Source organism: Enterococcus sp. LJL98 (genome assembly GCF_054871745.1).
This window is the reverse complement of sequence record NZ_JBTXLU010000001.1, coordinates 359528-378512: the sequence shown is the minus strand read 5'-3', so window position 1 is coordinate 378512 and position 18985 is coordinate 359528. Positions and strand designations below refer to the sequence as shown.

Below are 18985 nucleotides of genomic sequence, written 5' to 3'. Positions count from 1 at the left end.
GATACAATGTGGTGAAAAGAAAATGCAAAGATGCATGAAATGATAAGAGGGGGATAATATTGACAATTAGTGCAGAACAAGTAAAACATGTCGCTAACCTATCAAAATTGTCATTTAATGACGATGAACTACAGGAATTTACTGTCCAGTTAGGTCATATCATTGATATGGTTGAAACATTAGAAGAAGTAGATACAGAAGGTGTACCCTTCACCTCAAACGTAACCGATTTGATCAATGTCATGCGTGAGGATGTACCAACTGAAGGTTGGGATCGAGAAGAATTAATGAAAAATGTACCGGAATCAGAAGATGGCTTCATTAAAGTACCGGCAATTATGGATAATGGGGAGGCCGGAGCCTAATGACAAAATTATACGATAAAAGTTTAGTTGAATTACATGATTTACTAGTATCAAAAGAAATCACCGTAACAGATTTAACACGTGCTACTTTTGACCGAGTGAAAGAAACCGAACCACAAGTCGCATCGTTTATTACATTAAATGAAGAAAAAGCACTTGAATTAGCAAAAGCAATTGATTTAAAAGGGATTACTGAAAACAATGTCTTGGCAGGCATTCCAATTGGGATTAAAGACAACATCGTGACAAAAGACCTTTTAACAACAGCAGCTTCAAAAATGCTTTATAACTTCAATCCAATTTACGACGCAACCGTGATGGAGAAAATTTACCAGTCAGACATGATTCCAGTTGGAAAATTAAACATGGATGAATTCGCGATGGGTGGTAGTTCAGAAACTTCTTATTTTAAGAAAACGAAAAACGCTTGGGATCAAACCAAAGTTCCAGGAGGGTCATCAGGTGGGTCAGCAGCCGCAGTTGCAGCGGGTCAAATCCCTGTTTCACTAGGAACCGATACAGGAGGCTCCATTCGTCAACCAGCAGCATTCAATGGGATTGTTGGGATGAAACCAACTTATGGACGTGTTTCACGCTATGGCTTAATTGCCTTTGCATCTTCTTTAGACCAAATTGGTCCCTTAACACGTAACGTAGAAGACAACGCCTATGCCTTAAATGCAATTAGTGGCTACGATGCAAAAGATGGCACTTCGGCGGGGCGTTCGATTCCCGATTTCACTGAAAAATTAACAGGAGAAATCAAAGGCATGAAGATTGCTTTACCAAAAGAATATTTAGGTGAAGGCATCCAACCAGAAATCAAAGCAGCGATTTTAAAAGCAGCAGAGACTTTCCGTCAACTGGGAGCAACTGTTGAAGAAGTAAGTTTACCGCATTCAAAATATGGAGTCGCAGCCTACTATATTATTGCCTCATCAGAAGCAGCAACGAACTTGCAACGTTTTGATGGGATTCGTTTTGGCTACCGTTCAGAAAATGTGCAAACCTTGGAAGATGTGTATGTGAACTCGCGTAGTGAAGGTTTTGGTGCGGAAGTCAAACGTCGGATTATGTTAGGGAATTTCTCCTTAAGTTCTGGGTACTATGATGCTCACTTTAAAAAAGCAGGGCAAGTTCGGACATTGATTAAACAAGACTTTGATCGAGTATTTGATGATTTTGATCTAATTATCGGTCCATCTGCACCAAACGTTGCTTATGCTTTCGGTGCAAATGATGAAGATCCACTGGCAATGTACTTAAGTGATATTTTAACCGTCCCTGTGAATTTAGCAGGCTTACCAGGTATGTCCATTCCTGCAGGTTTCTCAGAAGGATTGCCAATCGGCTTACAAATTATTGGGAAGCACTTTGACGAGCAAACCATGTATCAAGCGGCCTTTGCCTTTGAACAAGCGACGGATTTTCATACGAAAAAACCAGTGATTCTAGGAGGAGATAAATAATGAACTTCGAAACAGTCATTGGGCTAGAAGTCCACGTAGAATTAAAAACAAACTCAAAAATTTTCTCGCCAGCGCCGGCTCACTTTGGCGCAGAACCAAATAGCAATACGCATGTAATTGACTGGGGTTACCCTGGTGTTTTACCAGTTATGAATAAACAAGCGCTCGAATATGGAATGAGGGCGGCTTTAGCTTTAAATTGCCAAATTTCACAAGATACCCACTTCGACCGTAAAAATTACTTCTATCCAGATAATCCAAAAGCCTATCAAATTTCACAAGATGACAAACCAATTGGGCACGATGGTTGGATTGAAATTGAAGTGGAAGGGAAAAAGAAAATTATCCGGATTGAACGCGTCCATTTAGAAGAAGACGCAGGGAAAAACTTACACGGAAAAGATGGGTATTCTCATGTTGACTTAAACCGTCAAGGAACACCACTGATCGAAATCGTAACGGAAGCAGATATGCGTTCACCGGACGAAGCCTATGCCTTTTTAGAAGCTTTACGTGCAATCATTCAGTTTACAGGCGTATCTGATGTGCGGATGGAAGAAGGTTCGATGCGTTGTGATGCGAACGTTTCTTTACGTCCATACGGGCAAGAAGCTTTTGGTACAAAGGCAGAAATCAAAAACTTGAACTCGTTAAATTTTGTGCGACGAGGTTTAATCTTTGAAGAAAAGCGTCAAGCGAAAATTTTATTAGCAGGTGGCGAAATTCAACAAGAAACGCGTCGTTTTGAAGAAGCAACAAATTCAACGAGTTTAATGCGTGTGAAAGAAGGATCAGCAGATTACCGTCTCTTCCCAGAACCAGATGTGCCACGCTTTGATATTAGCGATGAATGGGTTGAACGTGTTCGTCAAAGCTTACCGGAAATGCCACAAGCACGTCGCGAGCGTTACATTAAAGAACTAGAATTACCAGAGTATGATGCGATGGTACTAACTCTTACTCGTGAAATGTCCGACTTCTTTGAAGCAACCATCCAAGCAGGTGGCGATGTGAAACAAGCATCGAACTGGTTAATGGGTGAAGTATCTGCCTATTTAAATAGTGAAAAAATCGAATTACACGACACAAAACTAACCCCTGAGAACCTAGCAGGTATGCTATCATTAATTGAAGATGGTACGATTAGTTCGAAAATTGCGAAGAAAGTTTTCCGTGAGTTAATTATAAACGGTGGCGATGCCAAGCAAGTTGTGAAGGAAAAAGGTTTGATTCAATTATCAGATCCAAGTCAACTATTACCAATGATTAATGAGGTTTTAGATAATAATCAACAATCCATTGATGACTTTAAAAACGGGAAAGATCGTGCAGTAGGCTTCCTAGTCGGACAAATCATGAAAGCGACGAAAGGGCAGGCAAACCCTGGAATTGTTAATAAATTATTGCAAGAAGAGTTAGCAAAACGTTAAGAGGTGCAACATGAAAAAAGCGCGTGTGATTTATAATCCAGTCTCTGGAAAAGAATTGATGAAGAAAAATTTAGCGGATATTCTCGATGTTCTAGAGGAGGCAGGTTTTGAAGCAAGCGCCTTTGCAACGACAGCTGAAGAAGATTCAGCGAAGAACGAAGCAAGACGAGCGGCAGAAGCGGGGTATGATTTAGTCGTTGCAGCTGGAGGCGATGGTACGATTAATGAGGTGGTTAACGGCATTGCACCGCTAGCCAACCGCCCCAAAATGGCAATTATCCCTGGTGGAACAACGAACGATTATGCTCGTGCCCTAAAAATTCCGCGAGACAACATTCGGGCAGCGGCAGCAGTGATTCTTAAAAACCAAACCATTAAAATGGACATCGGAAAAGCGGACGCTTCCTATTTTATTAATATTGCCGCAGGTGGCCATTTAACGGAATTAACTTATGATGTGCCTTCAGAATTAAAAAGTGTTTTTGGCTATTTAGCTTATTTAGCGAAAGGCGCGGAATTATTGCCACGCATCAAACCGATTCATATGCATTTAAAATACGATGAAGGTGTCTATGATGGCGATGCTTCCATGTTTTTCTTAGGCTTAACGAATTCCGTTGGCGGTTTTGAACAAATTGTCCCCGATGCGAAGCTTGATGATGGAAAATTCTCATTAATCATTGTAAAAACAGCCAATGTTTTTGAAATTTTACACTTGGTTGGCTTAATGATTAACGGTGGCAAACACGTCAACGACCGACGAATTATCTATACAAAGACATCGAAGTTAGAAGTGAATCTTACAGATCCAGAAAAACGCTTGATGATTAATTTAGATGGAGAATATGGTGGTGATGCGCCCATGACTTTTGAAAATTTGCATCACCACATTGAATTTTATGGTGATCTCGATGCCATCCCGAATGAGGCTGTTTTAGGTGACTACGACGAAGTTAGCAAGGATTTCCTTGAAGAAGTTGAACGCCTGCAAGGCAGCGACTACGAGAAAGAATTAGAAGAATAGTTGAGGAAGGAAATAGGAAAGAAACACTTTTGTTTTCTCTCGTATTTCCTTTCTTGTTGCCTTTTAATCGAATGTTTTTTAGAATAGAAGAAGTAACTCGCTAAAAAGCGAATGAGGAGAAAAAAGAATGAATACCATTAATTTAAAAAAGAACCAAATATTGGAAGTCGCAATCATTGACTTGTCTCACGAAGGTTTAGGTGTCGCAAAAGTAGACCATTATCCATTGTTTATCGAAAATGCCTTACCTGGCGAAACAGCAAAAGTAAAAGTCATGAAAGTCGGTAAACGTTTTGGTTATGCCCGGATTGTTGAAATCCTACAAGAAAGTCCAGACCGTCAAGCAACAACGAATGCTGATTTGCTACGAACGGGTATCGCTCCGTTAAGTCACCTTGCATACGATAAGCAATTACTTTTCAAGCAAGAACAAGTGACAAAAGTCATGACGAAAATCGCAAAAATGCCAGAAGTAGAGGTTTTACCAACAATTGGTATGGAAAATCCGCTTGCCTACCGTAACAAAGCACAAATCCCTGTTCGCAAAAAAGAAGGAAAATTAGTGACAGGTTTTTATCGCAAAAATAGCCATGATATGATTCCAATTGAAGATTTTTATATCCAAGAAAAAGCAATCGACGAAGCAATTATTAAAGTTCGAGAAATTCTGGCACGCTTTAATATTACTGCTTACAATGAAGAGTTTAATGAAGGCTTCTTACGCCACATCATTATTCGTCGCGGCCATTACAGCCATGAAATGATGGTTGTTTTAGTTACTCGCCGTGCGAAATTCTTTAAAGGAGAAGAAATTGCAGCGATTATTAAAGAAGAAATTCCAGAAGTAGTTTCTGTCATTCAAAATATCAATGAGGAAAAAACCAATGTCATCCTAGGCGCGCGAGAAAAAGTATTATTTGGTAAAAGCTATATTGAGGATCAATTATTAGGCAATACCTATCGAATTTCCGCTAAATCATTCTACCAAGTCAATACAGTCCAAGCAGAAGCGCTTTATAAAAAGGCATTTGAACTGGCAGACCTACAACCAACAGACGTCGTCATTGACGCTTACGCTGGAATTGGTACGATTGGTTTAAGTATTGCGAATCAAGTGCGTCACGTTTACGGCATGGAAATTATTGAAGAAGCCGTTGAAGATGCACAAAAAAATGCCGAAATCAATCACATTGAAAACGCCACTTACCTCGTTGGAAATGCAGAAAAAACAATGAAACAATGGGAAAAAGCAGAAATTGAAGCCGATGTCGTCTTTGTTGACCCACCACGTAAAGGATTAGAAGCACCCTTTATTGAAGCGGTATGTGAAATGAAACCAAAGAAAGTCGTTTATATTTCATGTAACCCAGCAACGATGGCTCGTGATTTAGTATTGTTTGCAGAACAAGGCTATGCAGCGAAAGTGGTTCAACCAGTCGATTTATTCCCGCAGACACATCATGTGGAGAGTGTGACGTTGTTGGAAAGGATCTAATCCACGTATCCCCTCATCAATCGAAACCCGTTTTGAAGAATCCAAAAAATCGGTAGAGAAGACTCTGCCGGTTTTTTGTCTCTTGAGGAGTTGATGTATTCTTCTTATACGTGTTTTACTCATTGTAAAATGAAACGAGATAAATAAAAAGCAGGCGGCTAACACTCAAATTGGAATGTTGCCTTTAAAAAAAGCACTAAACTACTGAATAAATGATAAGATTTCTGTGCCATTATGAAAATGAAGAACAATTCTCTCGCTTAATTTATCAAAGCTTGTTTAATAAAAAAATGGAGAGGTAAAGCCATTTATGGAATTGTTCTTTTGACGAGGGACATAAAACGTATTATCATTATTTAACAGGCGATGAAAAGATTGAAGTCGATGGATTGTCTTGGTTTCTACTGACAAGGCGAATCACCTTGCTGTGGCAAAGGTCGTGAACATTGAGTATTACTCTGAGAAAAATGCGCCCTTTCCCCCGAGTAAAACCAAGCAAATTGCTAGAAAATGTATCGCTAAAGATTTTGATTTGCCGGGTTTGGTATCAAGAAAATAAAAAAGGAGTCATAAAAGAATGAAGTTAATTTCGTGGAATATAGATTCAATCAATGCAGCATTAACCAGTGATTCAAGTCGTGCGCAGTTGTCACGAGAAGTTTTACAAACAATCGTTAAATATGATGCAGATGTCATTGCCATTCAAGAAACAAAGCTACCACAAGGTGGGCCAAGTAAAAAGCATTTGCAATTATTAGAGGAATATTTCCCGTCTTATGAAATTATTTGGCGATCCTCTGTTGAACCTGCGCGAAAGGGTTATGCGGGGACAATGTTTCTTTATAAAAATCATCTAAGCCCCCAAATTACCTATCCTAAAATCGGTGCACCTGGAACGATGGACGATGAAGGCCGGATGATTACCTTGGAATTTGAAGACTTTTATGTGACACAAGTTTATACACCAAACGCTGGGGATCAACTGGTAAGGTTAGGGGATCGACAAATATGGGATGAAAAATATAGGTCTTATTTAAAAGGACTGGATCAAGAGAAAATTGTTCTAGCCACTGGTGATTTTAATGTGGCTCATAAAGAAATTGACTTAGCAAATCCCAACGGTAACCGTCAATCAGCTGGTTTTACCGATGAAGAACGCCAAGGATTTTCTTTCCTTTTAAATGAAGGATTTATTGATAGTTTTCGTTATATTCATGGTGAAGTTGTTGGACTTTATACTTGGTGGGCACAAAGGGCAAAAACAAGCAAAATAAATAATTCTGGTTGGAGAATTGATTATTGGCTCGTGAGTGAGCGAGTAAAAGACAAAATTCAAAAATCCGAGATGATTGATTCCGGAACAAGACAGGACCACACCCCGATTTATTTGGAAATCGAACTTTAAAAAATTATTTAAAGAATTAACATACAAGTTAGGAGAAAAGAGACATGCCATTGACATACGAAGAAAATACCGCGAATTTTACAATAATTGACAGTAAAAAAGCAGAGGAAATGATAAAGGAAAAGCAAGAAGCAGTGATTTATATCGGAAGACCGACATGTTCATTTTGTCGTATGTTTGTGCAAAAATTGAAAGTGGTCGCTGATCAGACACAGACGGACATTTATTATATTGAAAGTTCAAATATTGCCGACGATCAGAATATCAGCGATTTTCGAATGAAATATCAAATTCCAACAGTTCCAGGACTTCTCTATACAAATGAAGGAGTCGTCAAGGTCAAGTGTCATTCAGCGATGCCTGAAGAAGAAATTCGGCAATTTATCAATAAATAAAAATTTCATCTAAGTCACGACTCGACGGGCACACCGTAAAAGAGTGTTTGAACATAGTAGGGGACAAGGGATGGACTTTTATCAATGGATTCGATGCTTTCTTCCATTCCATACCTGGGTCCTTTGCTAGAAGCCTTTGTTTTAAGATGGCAAGTAAATTTAGGCTTTCTTTTCGGTCTCGTCTTGGTAATCATTTTTGACAGATAGCGATCACAATCTGTCGGTAAATACAGATTATCCACAGACACCTGTCTTGAATCCGCTTGTAGAAGTTTGCCACTTAGGCAGAGTGCTTAGAGTTTTGAAAAAATTGCTAAGGGAGAGATTCTTTTTGACGTTATTATTAAAGAATGTACGTTTAGAAACAAGTTATATCTACGAGGAGTCTTTTGTTACCGCGACTGAAACAGAAATTGTTGATCTTTTAATTGAAAATGGCAAGTTTGTTGAAATTGCTCCAACGATTGAAGCAAAGCATGCAAAAGTAGTCGATGCCAAGAAACAACTACTTGTTCCTTCATTGAAGGAGATGCATACCCATATCGATAAAACATATTTTGGCGGTGAATGGAAAGCACCCATTCCAGCAACAGAAGGAATTTTTACGCGTCTAAAAGAGGAAGCCACGCTATTACCTAAACAACTGGATGTAGCGGAAGAGCGTGCGCATACAATGGTTCAACATTATATGAAACATGGGCATACCCATATTCGAACACATATAAACGTGGATCCACAAATTAAAACAAAACATATGGAAATGATCCAGCGTGTTTTGGAACAGTATAAAGATCAAATAACCTATGAAATTGTTGCATTTCCACAGCATGGTATTTTACGTAATGGCCCAGATTTCTTAATCGTTCTTGAGGAGGCCTTACAGATGGGGGCTACGCATATTGGAGGAGTGGATCCGGCTTCGATTGATGGCAACAGTGGAGAAGTGTTAAAAACAACCTTTCAATTAGCTGAAAAGTATGGTCTAGGAATCGATATTCATCTACATGAACGCAACACACTAGGCGAATTCTCGATTCGACAAATTCTAAATGAAATGGAACAACGAGCCTTTGACAAGGAGGTTACTATCAGTCATGCTTTTGCCTTTGCCGATTTACCCCAGCAAGCACTTGATGAGTTAATCAATCAGGCGGCTGAAAAAGGGCTGAAAGTGACAACCTCGGTTCCGATAGGTGCAGACCCCATTACCATTCCGGTGAAGGATCTTTATGATCGTGGCGTAGACGTTTCTTTTGGGCATGATAGTTTAATGGATCATTGGTCTCCTTTTGGAAGTGGAGATACCATTCAAAAATTAAATCAATTTATTCAGCGTTTTGGTTACATTGATGAATGGCATATTGGACAATCCTTAAAATATGCGACAGGTGGGATAACACCCTTGGATGGTAATGGTGACCCGCAATGGCCAAAAAATGGGGATACCGCAAATGCCTTACTTGTGGATGCAGTTAGTTCTGCCCATTTGATCGCTAGACAATGCCCGATTTCAATGGTGATTGCAAAAGGAAACATTATTCATGAAGAAGAAATAGAAGTAAGGGGGGAATTTCGATGAGTACGTGGTTACGAAACGTCCGATTGGAGACTGGTGAAGTCGTAGCTGACGATGGTAGTATTCAAACCCAAACCGATTTGTTTCATATTCAAGTGGCAAAAGAAGGCATTCAATCGATTCTTCCTATCTCTGAAAACATAATGGATGAAGATGCAATCGACATGGAAGGAAAGCTAGCACTTCCTCCTTTTAAAGAAATGCATAACCATTTGGACAAAACCTATCTGTCTTTAGGATGGCGAGCTTGTCGTCCGGTAAAAAGTTTATCCGAACGACTCGATTTAGAAGCTGCTGAATTAGAAGAACTGGCTGAAACCGTCGAGCAAAGAGCCTCTGCGATGATTGAATTGCATTTGAAACACGGCGTGAACCATATTCGAACACATGTCAATATTGATCCCTTTATTAAATTGAAAAATTTAGAAGGGGTAAAAAAAGCACTTGAGGCGTATAAGGATGATCTGACTTATGACATTGTAGCCTTTCCACAACATGGTTTGTTGGCTCATGCAGAAATGCCGGATTTATTGAGACAGGCGCTAGAATCGGGTGCAACAATCTTAGGGGCGCTTGATCCAGCAGGTATTGATCAAGAAATCAATCAGTCCTTACAAATGACGATGGATTTAGCGAAAGAGTATGGTGTGGATGTTGATTTCCACTTGCATGACCGTGGACAAGTCGGCTTTTATACGATGGATAAATGGTTGGAGATGGTGAAAGAACAAAATTATAAAGGGAAGACTGCTTTTAGTCATGCCTTTGGTTTAAGTAAATTGGCGCCTCCGATGCAAAAGCAATTTGCTAAAAAACTACGTGCACACAAGGTAGAAATCATGTCTACGATTCCTATTGCCATTCATTCTCAACTCATTCCAATTGACATTATGAGAGAAGAAGGTGTGAACGTGTCATTAGGTTGCGATGGTTTCTTTGATTCTTGGAGTCCTTATGTTTCAGGAGATCTTTTAGAAAAACTATACAATTACTGTGTTTATACCGGGAAATCGAGCGAACGTTCCTTGCGGGAAAGTTTGAGCTTGGTTACACAAGGCCTGACACCGCTTGATGATAAAGGAAAACAGGTGTGGCCGGTTGTCGGCGATGAAGCGAGTTTTGTATTTGTCGATGCGAGCTGTAGTGCGGAAGTGGTTGCGAGACTCCCCAAAAATAGATTGTTAATGCATCAAGCAAAGTTGTACCAAGCAAGACAGTAAAAGCTGGAAATGAAATCATCGGACGAAGGGTATTTGTATTCGACGATAGCGATTCATAAGAAGTGTTCAAATTGTAGCCTTGCTACCCCTTAGTTTAGGGAAACTCGTTGTTTAATGAATCAAGTTTTTCTATTTTTCGTAATCTACTTTTGAAGTTTGAAGATTTCTATCTATCATTGCGAGCATTTTTTTGCTATCACGAGATATAGACATATCGTTCCCTCCAATTGGTTTGGTGTAGTGAATCAATCATACTAGGGAACGGTATGTTTTTTTTCATTAAAAACAAAAAAAGGGCCTGATTGATCCATTTCTGAATCATCAGTCCCATAAATGATAGAGCCATTTATTTTTTTGCTAGAAATCATATGCTTCTTCAGCTTCTGCCCGCAGGTTAGCATAGGTTTTTGTTAATAAAACCGTGTCCTCCACTAGACGTTCCATTCGTGATAAAACATCAACATTGGTAATTTCTTTTTTATAAAAATCTTTTTCTTCAATAAAAACGTAAGATGGAACAACCTGTGCCTTCATGTAAAGTAAAATGGGTCTTAATTGTTGTTCAGCGATTAGGTAATGTTTTGGAGAACCGGCAGTCATGAACATACCGATAACCTTATCACGAAAGGCATGAATAGGAAGGAGGTCAAAGACATTTTTCAGCGCAGCCGGAATTGAAGCTTGAAAAACGGGTGATCCGATAATTATTGCATCTGCTTCCATCAAAGTTTGAGTAACATGTTGCGTATCACCTCTATATTCTAAGTAGTTCCGGCCATCGCTAAACTGGATATCATATTCGGCCAAATCAATTAATCGAACTTCAAAATCTGGGTATTTCTCTTGAAATAAGTTAAGTGCGTAATCCATGGCAATTCTCGTTTTTGTCCCAACATTTGAGCCGGAAAGTCCTACAATTTTCATTTTACACTCTCCTCTTTGTTTGCCGTGTATTTTTTGACAGCTGGTAAAATTTCTGTGCCGATGAGTTCAATGTTTCTCATTACTTTATTAAAAGGAACACCACCAAAATCAATTTGTGCCATGTAACGTTGGTGACCAAATTGTTCGTGTTGATACAGAATTTTTTCAATAATTTGTTGAGGGCTTCCGATATTCATCACATTGTGTGGATCTGTTGATTGTGCAAAAAGCTGTTTTGGAAACCCTTGGCCATTGGCTTTTTTCATGCCTTCGTTAATATGAGGATACATCTCTTTCAATGCTTGTTGTGATGTTTCTCCTGCATAAAAGAGGCCGGTCGTTCCAACTGGCAAACTCGCAGGATCAAATCCTTTGGCTTGTGCAGCATTTCGATAAGCTTCGATCGTCTGTTTGAATATTGTAGCCGGACCACCTAACATGGAAAGAATCATTGGAACACCTGCGTACCCCGCTTTAATTGCACTAGCAGGGTGACCGCCTACCGCACGCCAAATTGGCAAGCTTCCATTTGTAGGACGTGGAAGGATTTCTGCATTCTTTAAAGAAGCACGAAATTCTCCTTCCCAATTAATTATTTTTTCTTGATTTATTTGTAATAATAGATCAAATTTCTCTTCAAACAAAGCTTCGTAGTCGCGAAGGTTATAACCCAATAACTCATAAAGCCCCACCCTAGAAGCACGACCTGCAATAATTTCAGTTCTTCCCCCTGAAATTAAGTCGATTGTTGCAAAATCTTCATAGACACGTACAGGATCAGAAGTGCTAATAATCGTAGCGGAACTGCCGATTTTAATCTTTTCTGTTGCCTGAGCAATCGCTGCAAGAATAATGCCATGTGCTTGCGAAACAAAATATTCTTGATGGCTTTCTCCAACGCTGAAAAAGTCAAGTCCCGCCTGTTCCGCAAGTTTTGCATATTCAATAATTTCTCGTACTCGTTGTCCTGCTGAAACCTGCTCTTTTGTATGGGGATTAGGGAAATGATCCCCTAGAGTGTACATCCCAAATTCCATTCCTTTACTTTGATTAATCCTATATTTTTCCATTGTTTTTTCACCTCTATAAGCTGTATTCGTTGTAGACTTCTATAGAAATCTTGTCAACTATCTAAATGAATTAAAAACGCCTTTGTTTCATTCAAATATGAATATATTATAATCGAAGTAATAGTTAATGGAAGTACGCACTTTAAAGTGGTATAGTATACAAAAAGATACTAAGGGGAATGATCATGAATAAAGTAACGGAATATTGTCGTGTTGAGGATGCTTTGGGTATTTTAGTTGGAAAATGGAAACCAATCATTTTGTTAAAATTACTGAAAGAAGGCACGAAACGCTTTAGTGAACTTAAGCGAAGTATGCCAAATATTACTCAAAAAATGCTAACGAAACAATTGCGAGAGCTAGAAGAAGAAGATATTATCGAACGTGTGGTTTATCCTCAAGTACCCCCGAAAGTTGAATATTCGATTACTGAATATGGAAAGAGTTTAGAACCCATTTTAGAAGCGATGAACGAATGGGGAATACAGCATACATTGCACAAAAGTAAAAAAATGAATGCTCAAGATAGTTAGTTCTATGATTGGACAAGATATTTTATATCCTGATTGGGTTCATTTTTTAATGATTTAGCGTAAGGTTGAAATCTGAAAAAAGACAAGTTCACTTTCGATTAAAGGACCGTTTGGGACACTCGATTTGGAATTGAAAAATCTCTCTTTCAAAATTTAGTGAATGCTTTCGGGAAGATTGAAGAAAGTGGCTTTTTTTTGACTTGCTTGTTTGATAGCGTTTTAACAAAATAAAAAAGGAGGGAAACATGAAATGAGCGAAGAAGAAAAAATCTTTAAAGGCATTCTTTTTGCCCCAGGAGATCCAGAATTAAGAAAGATTAAGCTGAAAACCCATAACTTATGCACTGAATACAATGCTACTTTTGAGGATGAAGAAGAAAAAAGAAAAGAAATTGTTTCAGCTATCTTTGATGAAGTAGGAAAAAATAGCTTTCTACAAGGGCCAATCTATATCCACTATGGACAGCATACAAAAATTGGCAAGCATTTCTTTGGTAATTTCAATTTAACCATTCAAGACGATGCAAGGGTGACGATTGGTGATTACTGTAGTTTCGGTCCAAATGTAACGATTGTCACGCCAGTGCACCCCATGCTGCCTAATGAGCGTCGGAGCATGATGGATAAAGACGGAGTAGCGAAACATATGTGTTATGCCAAACCAGTAACCATTGGGAATGACTGTTGGTTAGGAGCGAATGTTGTGATTTGTCCTGGCGTAACGATTGGCGATAATTGTGTGATTGGAGCAGGTAGTGTTGTAGTGAAGGATATTCCAAGTAATCACTTTGCAGCAGGGAATCCCTGTAAGGTGATTCGAGAGATTACGGAACAAGAAAGCATGCAATATCAACCAGAAGTTTTAGCGGATAATCGAGTAATTGAGTGAGACTTTCAAAGAAATTAACGAATCCTTCTTAGTAAGGCTTGTGTCTACTTGCTTTGTATTTGAAATGGTCCATGAAATTGGAAGAGGAGAAAATGGCTTTACAAATAGTTTGTACTCAGATGACTTTTTTACATTTCAAATAAATGTACTTGAAAATGCTGACATGTCGGAAGGGATAAATTTGGAACCGAAATTTGTTCCACAAACGATTTACTGGCTATATATAGACGGAAAACCCGTGGGCTATGGCAAATTACGACATTACTTAAATCAACATTTGTTACAGCGTGGCGGTCACATTGGGTACGTCATTCGTCCGACAGAAAGAGGAAAAGGATATGCAAAAATACTGCTGGAAAAATTAATCCAAGAATCGAAAGAAAAAGGTATCAAGCAAGTTTTATTAACTTGCTATGAGAATAATATGGCTTCTAAAAAAGTAATTGAGTCTAATGGCGGAAAGTTAGAAAATAAGAAAGCAGGCATTTATTTTTACTGGATTGAAACTCAGTAATCTTTTTACGAGATTCAAAAAGATTTCCATCAAGACCTCCATCTTCATTTCTGTACCTAGACAAGACAAAGAGTGGTGTGGGAGGGAGTCAATCCCAACTTCTTGACACCAATGTTTATCGATAGAGGCAGGAGTGATTTCACTATAACTAGGTAATTCTTCGTAGGCAGCGTGTAAGAGAATCTTGAGTGTCGTTTCAAAATAACCTTTTTTTCTTTTTTTGGTAATAATCAAAATATTTAATGGCATTTTGGGATTTTTTAGACAATTCGTTGAAATTTATCGTAGAAAACCATTTCTGAAAAGTTGTTTTTTGTTATGCTTATCCATAGGTTAGTCCTTTTTATTGGTCTTGGATAAATCATCCTTGATTCAGTATAAAGGACTTTTTTACGTCTGGATAGTAATAATCGCAATTTTTAGTGTGAAAAATTCTTTGCACCACTAGTGACAAAGTTGACTGGGACGGTCGGGAAATCATCAAAGTGAATTAATGGTTTCTATCTAGTCAAATCTGTTCGAATTGTGGACATAAATCGGACACGTCCACTTTCGAAATTCGAGAATGGACGTGCCGATTTGTCATACCCATCGTGACTGAGATATCAACGCGAGTATCAACATTTTGGCGGAAGGTCTAAGAATACAATCATTCGCTTAGATGAAATCAAGAACCATAGGAGCTACGGGGATCGCTTGGTAAATAAGAGAAACCGCTGTGAGTAAAGAAATACACTTGCAAGTACGCTCTATTCCCAAGAATCTCGTGACTTTAGTCGTGAGAGGTTCAAGAAATGATTTTGTTATATAGTAAATTCTCTTCATCATTAAAATGAACAATTTTTAGCCGGTTGGTATTTTTAATAAAAATACTTTTGTATTCTTTTTTTCCATCAGCAGTTTGAAAAAGAATCGTACGGGTTCCTCTATTGTCGGATTTGATAACACCTTCATAGTGTTCTAAGTCTAATTCTTGTACTAAAATATCAAATTCCACGAAGTTTTTTAGATGTTCATTATTGACAGAAATCTGCTTTGTTCCCTGGCTATTTGAGGTTTGTTGAGCTTCGAAATTTTCTTCGCTTTCAGCAACAGTGTTCGTTTCTACTGTAGATTGTGTATCATGAGTAATTACAAGACCTTCGTTTGTTTTGACTTCTGAAGGATTTACTGGGTCAATTTGACTATTTTGAGGATTACTGGAACAACCAGCTAATAAAAAGAAGCCAAATAGGGTAAAAATTTGTTTTTTCATTTTTATAATATATTCCTTTCGCTTCGCTCAAGGTACAACACGTCATGAAAATGATTGTTATACTTTGAACCTTTTTTTATCTTATATTCTAATTAAGAAACAACCGCTCACACTACAAATCACGGGCAAGTGAGTAAGTGCATACGTCACAGACTTCTAAGTAGTACTTTGGGATGGATTGCCGAATTATTCAAACATGATTTATTATTGAGCCGTTTTATTCCACTTTTGTAGATTCGTGAATTAAGAGATTGAAATCACTACTACTTTAAGCTAACCAATAAAGAAACGACGAGGACACATTTACAAAAAACACCATTGAAGGTTTTCTTGAAATTTTTAGAACAAGAATCTTTATTTAAGTGTATCTTTTTCTCTGTTTTAGATAAACGAAAGTGGTAAAATTATTTTTCAAGCTTTGCTTTCCTTACAATGTTCATTCTATCATACTTATCTCATGCAAAATCATTTTGATTCAATAGGGGAGATTCTCTTTTATAATCTCCTTTATGGAAGCATGACTTATTAATAAAGATTCGAAACAACTATTTTCTGAAAATAATAGTTTATTCAGGAAAACTTTCTTTTTTTCATCGATCATGTTATGATAATTTGTCTGTATCATTGGACAAAATCATTTTAATTGTGATAATCACTCGTAAGAAAAGCTTTTTTCTTACGATTAATTATAATAAAAAAATCTTGTTATATAAAATATCAAGATTGGATATGGGGAGTAGTTGGTATTATGAAAGAAACAAAAGTTAAAGTAATCGTCGCAGATCCGTCTGCACTAGGTCTGTTTGGACTCGCAATGGTGACCTTAGTCGCATCTTCACAAAAGTTAGGGTTGACTTCAGATGTGTCATTGGTTTTACCTTGGGCCATTTTTTTGGGGGCATCTGCTCAGTTAATGGCAGCTGTTTACGATTTTAAGCATAACAATACTTTTGGCGCGACCGCTTTTGGCGCATATGGCTTTTTCTGGTTTGCAATGGGCTTCACTTGGTTAATTCAAAATGGCATTTTTGGAGAAACCTTAGCAGTAAATGCGGATCCAAAACAACTTGGTTTTGCTTTTGTCGGTTACTTTATTTTTACGGTCTTTATGACAATTGGTGCAATGGAAACACACAAGGTCTTATTCACAATTTTTGTTCTAATCGATTTCCTGTTTTTAGGCCTAGCAGGTTCGGCTTTTGGTATTATGGAACACGCAATGCATCAAATGGCTGCATATGCAGAATTAGCAATTGCCCTCGTGTCATTTTACGGTTGTGGCGCGGCCGTGTTAAATACCCATTTCGGACAAACATTCTTACCTGTGGGGAAACCATTTGGGATTTTTAAGAAATAAAAAAGTAGGTTCGAACAAAAATAATAGAGGTTGCGGCTAACGAAAGCCGCGCCTCTTTTTTTAATCGAAAACCGCTCAAAGAAATCGGATGAAAGGATTTGAACCATTCCCATGAGTCATAAAAGGGAATCCCTCATTAAGTCGACTGCTTTTGTTCGTTGTTGATTGGTTTGACGACGCGACAAGGATTACCGACAGCCAAACAATTAGCAGGAATATCTTTGGTTACAACACTGCCAGCACCAATCACACTATTTTCACCAATTGTCACTCCTGGTAAAACCAAAACACCGGTGGCAAGCCATACGTTGTCTTGAATGGTGATTGGGCGTGTGTATTCTAGTCCTTCCAATCGCTGTTTGACATCCATCGCATGTTCTTCTGTAATCAAAGAAACATTTGGTGCAATCATCACGTTATGGCCAATTGTAATTTTCCCGCTGTCCATTAGGCGGCAGTTTACATTGAGAAAAAAATTGTCTCCAACTGAGATATTTGAGCCATAGGTACAAAAAAAGGGTTGTTCTACGGTACAGTTTTCGCCAGAATTTCCGAAAATCTGGCGAATGGCTTGTTTTTTCGCAGCACGATCTAAAGGATGCAGCTGATTGAATTCATAAAGCTTTTGAACAGTGATTTCTCGTTCGGCAGTTAGTTCGCTTTCCCCTGGTTGATAGAGTAGTCCAGCAAGTGATTTTTCTTTTTCATTCATATTTTTAACTCCTATTTTCATTTATTTACAAATAGTATAACAGTAAGTGACGTCTGACGGGGTGAAAAAAGTGAATAAAAGCAACAAAAGAGAATCTATGCTAAAATGAATAGCATCGAAAGGGAGGAGTTTTTTATGAAAAGAAAGATTTATACAGGAAAAAATATCGCTTCGTCAGGCCCTTACTCACATGCAGTTGATAGCGGTGATTTTATTTATTTTTCCGGTCAAACAGCTTACAATGGCCAAGATTACCAGGGAGAAAAGTATGATATTGCGACACAAGCGCAAAAGTGTTTTGACTATTTAGAAGATGTCATGGAAGCTGCAAACGTGTCTTTGGAGCAAGTAGTAAAGGTTAATGTTTATTTAACAAGCATGCAGCATTTTGATGCCATGAATACTGTTTATCAATCGCGTTTTTCAAAACCATATCCAGCTCGAACGTGTGTTGCAGTATATGAACTGCCTCTAGGTGCAGATATTGAAATCGAATGCATCGTCAAAAAGTAAAGTAGGTGGCTTTTCAATGAAATATTTTTTTGTGATTGGGTTGATAGCGTTTTTGTTAGGTGGTTGTACGCATGACAAGCCAGCTTTTGAGGACGCTGCGTTTGAGCAAGTAACAAGTCAATCCTCTCAAGTAAAAATTAGCGAAACGACAGAAACAACAAAGGAGCGAGTGTCAGTGACTTATTCAGTAGAAGATTTAATCAAAGCGGTGGAAGAAAATCAAATCGAAGAAGTCAAAGAGATTTTAAAGCAAAAGCATGAGTTAGTGAATGAACAAAACGCACAAGGAGAAACAGCCTTATTATTTGCGACTCAGCAAAATCAAGTCGCAATCGCCAAACAACTAATAGATGCCGGAGCGGATATCAATTTACAGGATACGATTCAAGATAGTCCCTATTTATATGCAGGGGCCCAAGGGCGGACAGAAATTTTAGCCTATATGCTTGAAAAGGCAACACCTGACCAACAAATTGTTAATCGATATGGAGGAAATGCCCTCATTCCGGCTGCGGAAAAAGGACATGTAGCCAATGTGAAATTGTTATTGGCAGATGGACGTGTCGCGATTGATCATCAAAATAATTTTGGTTACACCGCACTGATTGAAGCGGTTGCCTTGCGCGATGGTTCGCCAATCTATCTTGAAATTGTTCAAGAATTGTTGAAATACAAGGCAGATGCAAGCCTACGCGACAACAGTGGTCGAACGGCAGAAGACTATGCCAAAGAATTAGGCTACATGGATATTTTAAAGGAATTACAAAGGTGACAATCACAGAAGTTCTATTTTTTCGCGTGCGTCCTTCTTGTTTTTTCCATGACTATCATTGATTGAA

Annotated in this window: 19 protein-coding genes and 1 pseudogene; 16 read left to right on the top strand and 4 right to left on the bottom strand. The window is 38.3% G+C overall.

Annotated features, from left to right (window positions below; translation table 11 throughout):
• The first annotated feature begins 59 nt into the window (after window positions 1–59).
• The 9 genes from gatC to ACYSNO_RS01765 all read left to right on the top strand — a co-directional run bounded on the left by gatC (window position 60) and on the right by ACYSNO_RS01765 (window position 10379).
• Window positions 60–365 carry an Asp-tRNA(Asn)/Glu-tRNA(Gln) amidotransferase subunit GatC gene (gene gatC, locus ACYSNO_RS01805; protein ID WP_461729353.1) on the top strand — a complete coding sequence of 102 codons (306 nt, stop codon included), beginning with the start codon at window positions 60–62 and terminating at the stop codon, window positions 363–365.
• The gene (gatA, locus tag ACYSNO_RS01800; protein WP_461729352.1) at window positions 365–1834 is read left to right on the top strand and encodes an Asp-tRNA(Asn)/Glu-tRNA(Gln) amidotransferase subunit GatA; all 1470 of its coding nucleotides are present in this window, start codon (window positions 365–367) and stop codon (window positions 1832–1834) included. The genes gatC and gatA overlap by 1 nt, the downstream gene beginning before the upstream one ends.
• A complete protein-coding gene (gene gatB, locus ACYSNO_RS01795; protein WP_461729351.1) occupies window positions 1834–3264 on the top strand; it encodes an Asp-tRNA(Asn)/Glu-tRNA(Gln) amidotransferase subunit GatB in 1431 nt (476 codons plus the stop codon). The genes gatA and gatB overlap by 1 nt, the downstream gene beginning before the upstream one ends.
• Before the next feature lie 10 nt (window positions 3265–3274).
• Entirely contained in the window at window positions 3275–4288 is a 1014-nt protein-coding gene (locus ACYSNO_RS01790) for a diacylglycerol kinase (RefSeq protein WP_461729350.1), read from the top strand.
• Window positions 4289–4415: 127 nt separating this feature from the next.
• The gene (rlmD, locus tag ACYSNO_RS01785) at window positions 4416–5783 is read left to right on the top strand and encodes a 23S rRNA (uracil(1939)-C(5))-methyltransferase RlmD (RefSeq protein ID WP_461729349.1); all 1368 of its coding nucleotides are present in this window, start codon (window positions 4416–4418) and stop codon (window positions 5781–5783) included.
• A 577-nt stretch (window positions 5784–6360) separates the two neighbouring features.
• Entirely contained in the window at window positions 6361–7188 is an 828-nt protein-coding gene (locus tag ACYSNO_RS01780) for an exodeoxyribonuclease III (RefSeq protein WP_461729348.1), read from the top strand.
• Window positions 7189–7232: 44 nt separating this feature from the next.
• Window positions 7233–7583: a DUF6568 family protein gene (locus ACYSNO_RS01775; RefSeq protein WP_461729347.1), complete on the top strand. Its 351-nt coding sequence runs from the start codon at window positions 7233–7235 to the stop codon at window positions 7581–7583.
• Between the two features lie 331 nt (window positions 7584–7914).
• Window positions 7915–9162 carry an amidohydrolase gene (locus tag ACYSNO_RS01770; protein ID WP_461729346.1) on the top strand — a complete coding sequence of 416 codons (1248 nt, stop codon included), beginning with the start codon at window positions 7915–7917 and terminating at the stop codon, window positions 9160–9162.
• A complete protein-coding gene (locus tag ACYSNO_RS01765; RefSeq protein WP_461729345.1) occupies window positions 9159–10379 on the top strand; it encodes an amidohydrolase in 1221 nt (406 codons plus the stop codon). Before ACYSNO_RS01770 ends, ACYSNO_RS01765 begins: the two co-directional genes overlap by 4 nt.
• A 357-nt stretch (window positions 10380–10736) precedes the next feature.
• Here ACYSNO_RS01765 and ACYSNO_RS01760 read toward each other — a convergent pair whose 3' ends face one another.
• Both ACYSNO_RS01760 and ACYSNO_RS01755 read right to left on the bottom strand, forming a co-directional pair.
• The gene (locus tag ACYSNO_RS01760) at window positions 10737–11303 is read right to left on the bottom strand and encodes an NADPH-dependent FMN reductase (RefSeq protein ID WP_461729344.1); all 567 of its coding nucleotides are present in this window, start codon (window positions 11301–11303) and stop codon (window positions 10737–10739) included.
• The gene (locus tag ACYSNO_RS01755) at window positions 11300–12373 is read right to left on the bottom strand and encodes an LLM class flavin-dependent oxidoreductase (RefSeq protein WP_461729343.1); all 1074 of its coding nucleotides are present in this window, start codon (window positions 12371–12373) and stop codon (window positions 11300–11302) included. The genes ACYSNO_RS01760 and ACYSNO_RS01755 overlap by 4 nt, the downstream gene beginning before the upstream one ends.
• 185 nt (window positions 12374–12558) lie before the next feature.
• Between ACYSNO_RS01755 and ACYSNO_RS01750 the strand changes: the two genes are divergently transcribed.
• From ACYSNO_RS01750 to ACYSNO_RS01735, 4 genes and pseudogenes are all read left to right on the top strand, one after another.
• Window positions 12559–12906 carry a winged helix-turn-helix transcriptional regulator gene (locus tag ACYSNO_RS01750; protein WP_461729342.1) on the top strand — a complete coding sequence of 116 codons (348 nt, stop codon included), beginning with the start codon at window positions 12559–12561 and terminating at the stop codon, window positions 12904–12906.
• 250 nt (window positions 12907–13156) lie between these two features.
• A complete protein-coding gene (locus tag ACYSNO_RS01745; protein WP_461729341.1) occupies window positions 13157–13795 on the top strand; it encodes a sugar O-acetyltransferase in 639 nt (212 codons plus the stop codon).
• On the top strand, window positions 13788–14309 hold the full coding sequence (locus ACYSNO_RS01740) for a GNAT family N-acetyltransferase (protein WP_461729340.1): 522 nt from the start codon (window positions 13788–13790) through the stop codon (window positions 14307–14309). The genes ACYSNO_RS01745 and ACYSNO_RS01740 overlap by 8 nt, the downstream gene beginning before the upstream one ends.
• A gap of 452 nt (window positions 14310–14761) precedes the next feature.
• Window positions 14762–14910: pseudogene (locus ACYSNO_RS01735) on the top strand (zinc ribbon domain-containing protein); the annotation flags it as partial.
• Between the two features lie 186 nt (window positions 14911–15096).
• On the opposite strand, the gene ACYSNO_RS01730 reads toward ACYSNO_RS01735, so the two are convergent.
• Window positions 15097–15564 carry a hypothetical protein gene (locus ACYSNO_RS01730; protein WP_461729339.1) on the bottom strand — a complete coding sequence of 156 codons (468 nt, stop codon included), beginning with the start codon at window positions 15562–15564 and terminating at the stop codon, window positions 15097–15099.
• A gap of 748 nt (window positions 15565–16312) precedes the next feature.
• On the opposite strand from ACYSNO_RS01730, the gene ACYSNO_RS01725 reads away from it, so the two are divergent.
• Window positions 16313–16921 carry an acetate uptake transporter gene (locus ACYSNO_RS01725; RefSeq protein WP_461729338.1) on the top strand — a complete coding sequence of 203 codons (609 nt, stop codon included), beginning with the start codon at window positions 16313–16315 and terminating at the stop codon, window positions 16919–16921.
• A 136-nt stretch (window positions 16922–17057) separates the two neighbouring features.
• On the opposite strand, the gene ACYSNO_RS01720 is transcribed toward ACYSNO_RS01725, so the two are convergent.
• Window positions 17058–17633, bottom strand: a complete 576-nt coding sequence (locus tag ACYSNO_RS01720; protein ID WP_461729337.1) for a sugar O-acetyltransferase — start codon at window positions 17631–17633, stop codon at window positions 17058–17060.
• A gap of 135 nt (window positions 17634–17768) precedes the next feature.
• On the opposite strand from ACYSNO_RS01720, the gene ACYSNO_RS01715 reads away from it, so the two are divergent.
• Both ACYSNO_RS01715 and ACYSNO_RS01710 read left to right on the top strand, forming a co-directional pair.
• Complete coding sequence (locus tag ACYSNO_RS01715; RefSeq protein ID WP_461729336.1) at window positions 17769–18146, top strand: RidA family protein; 378 nt, start codon at window positions 17769–17771, stop codon at window positions 18144–18146.
• Window positions 18147–18162: 16 nt separating this feature from the next.
• Entirely contained in the window at window positions 18163–18918 is a 756-nt protein-coding gene (locus tag ACYSNO_RS01710; RefSeq protein ID WP_461729335.1) for an ankyrin repeat domain-containing protein, read from the top strand.
• Window positions 18919–18985 lie beyond the last annotated feature (67 nt).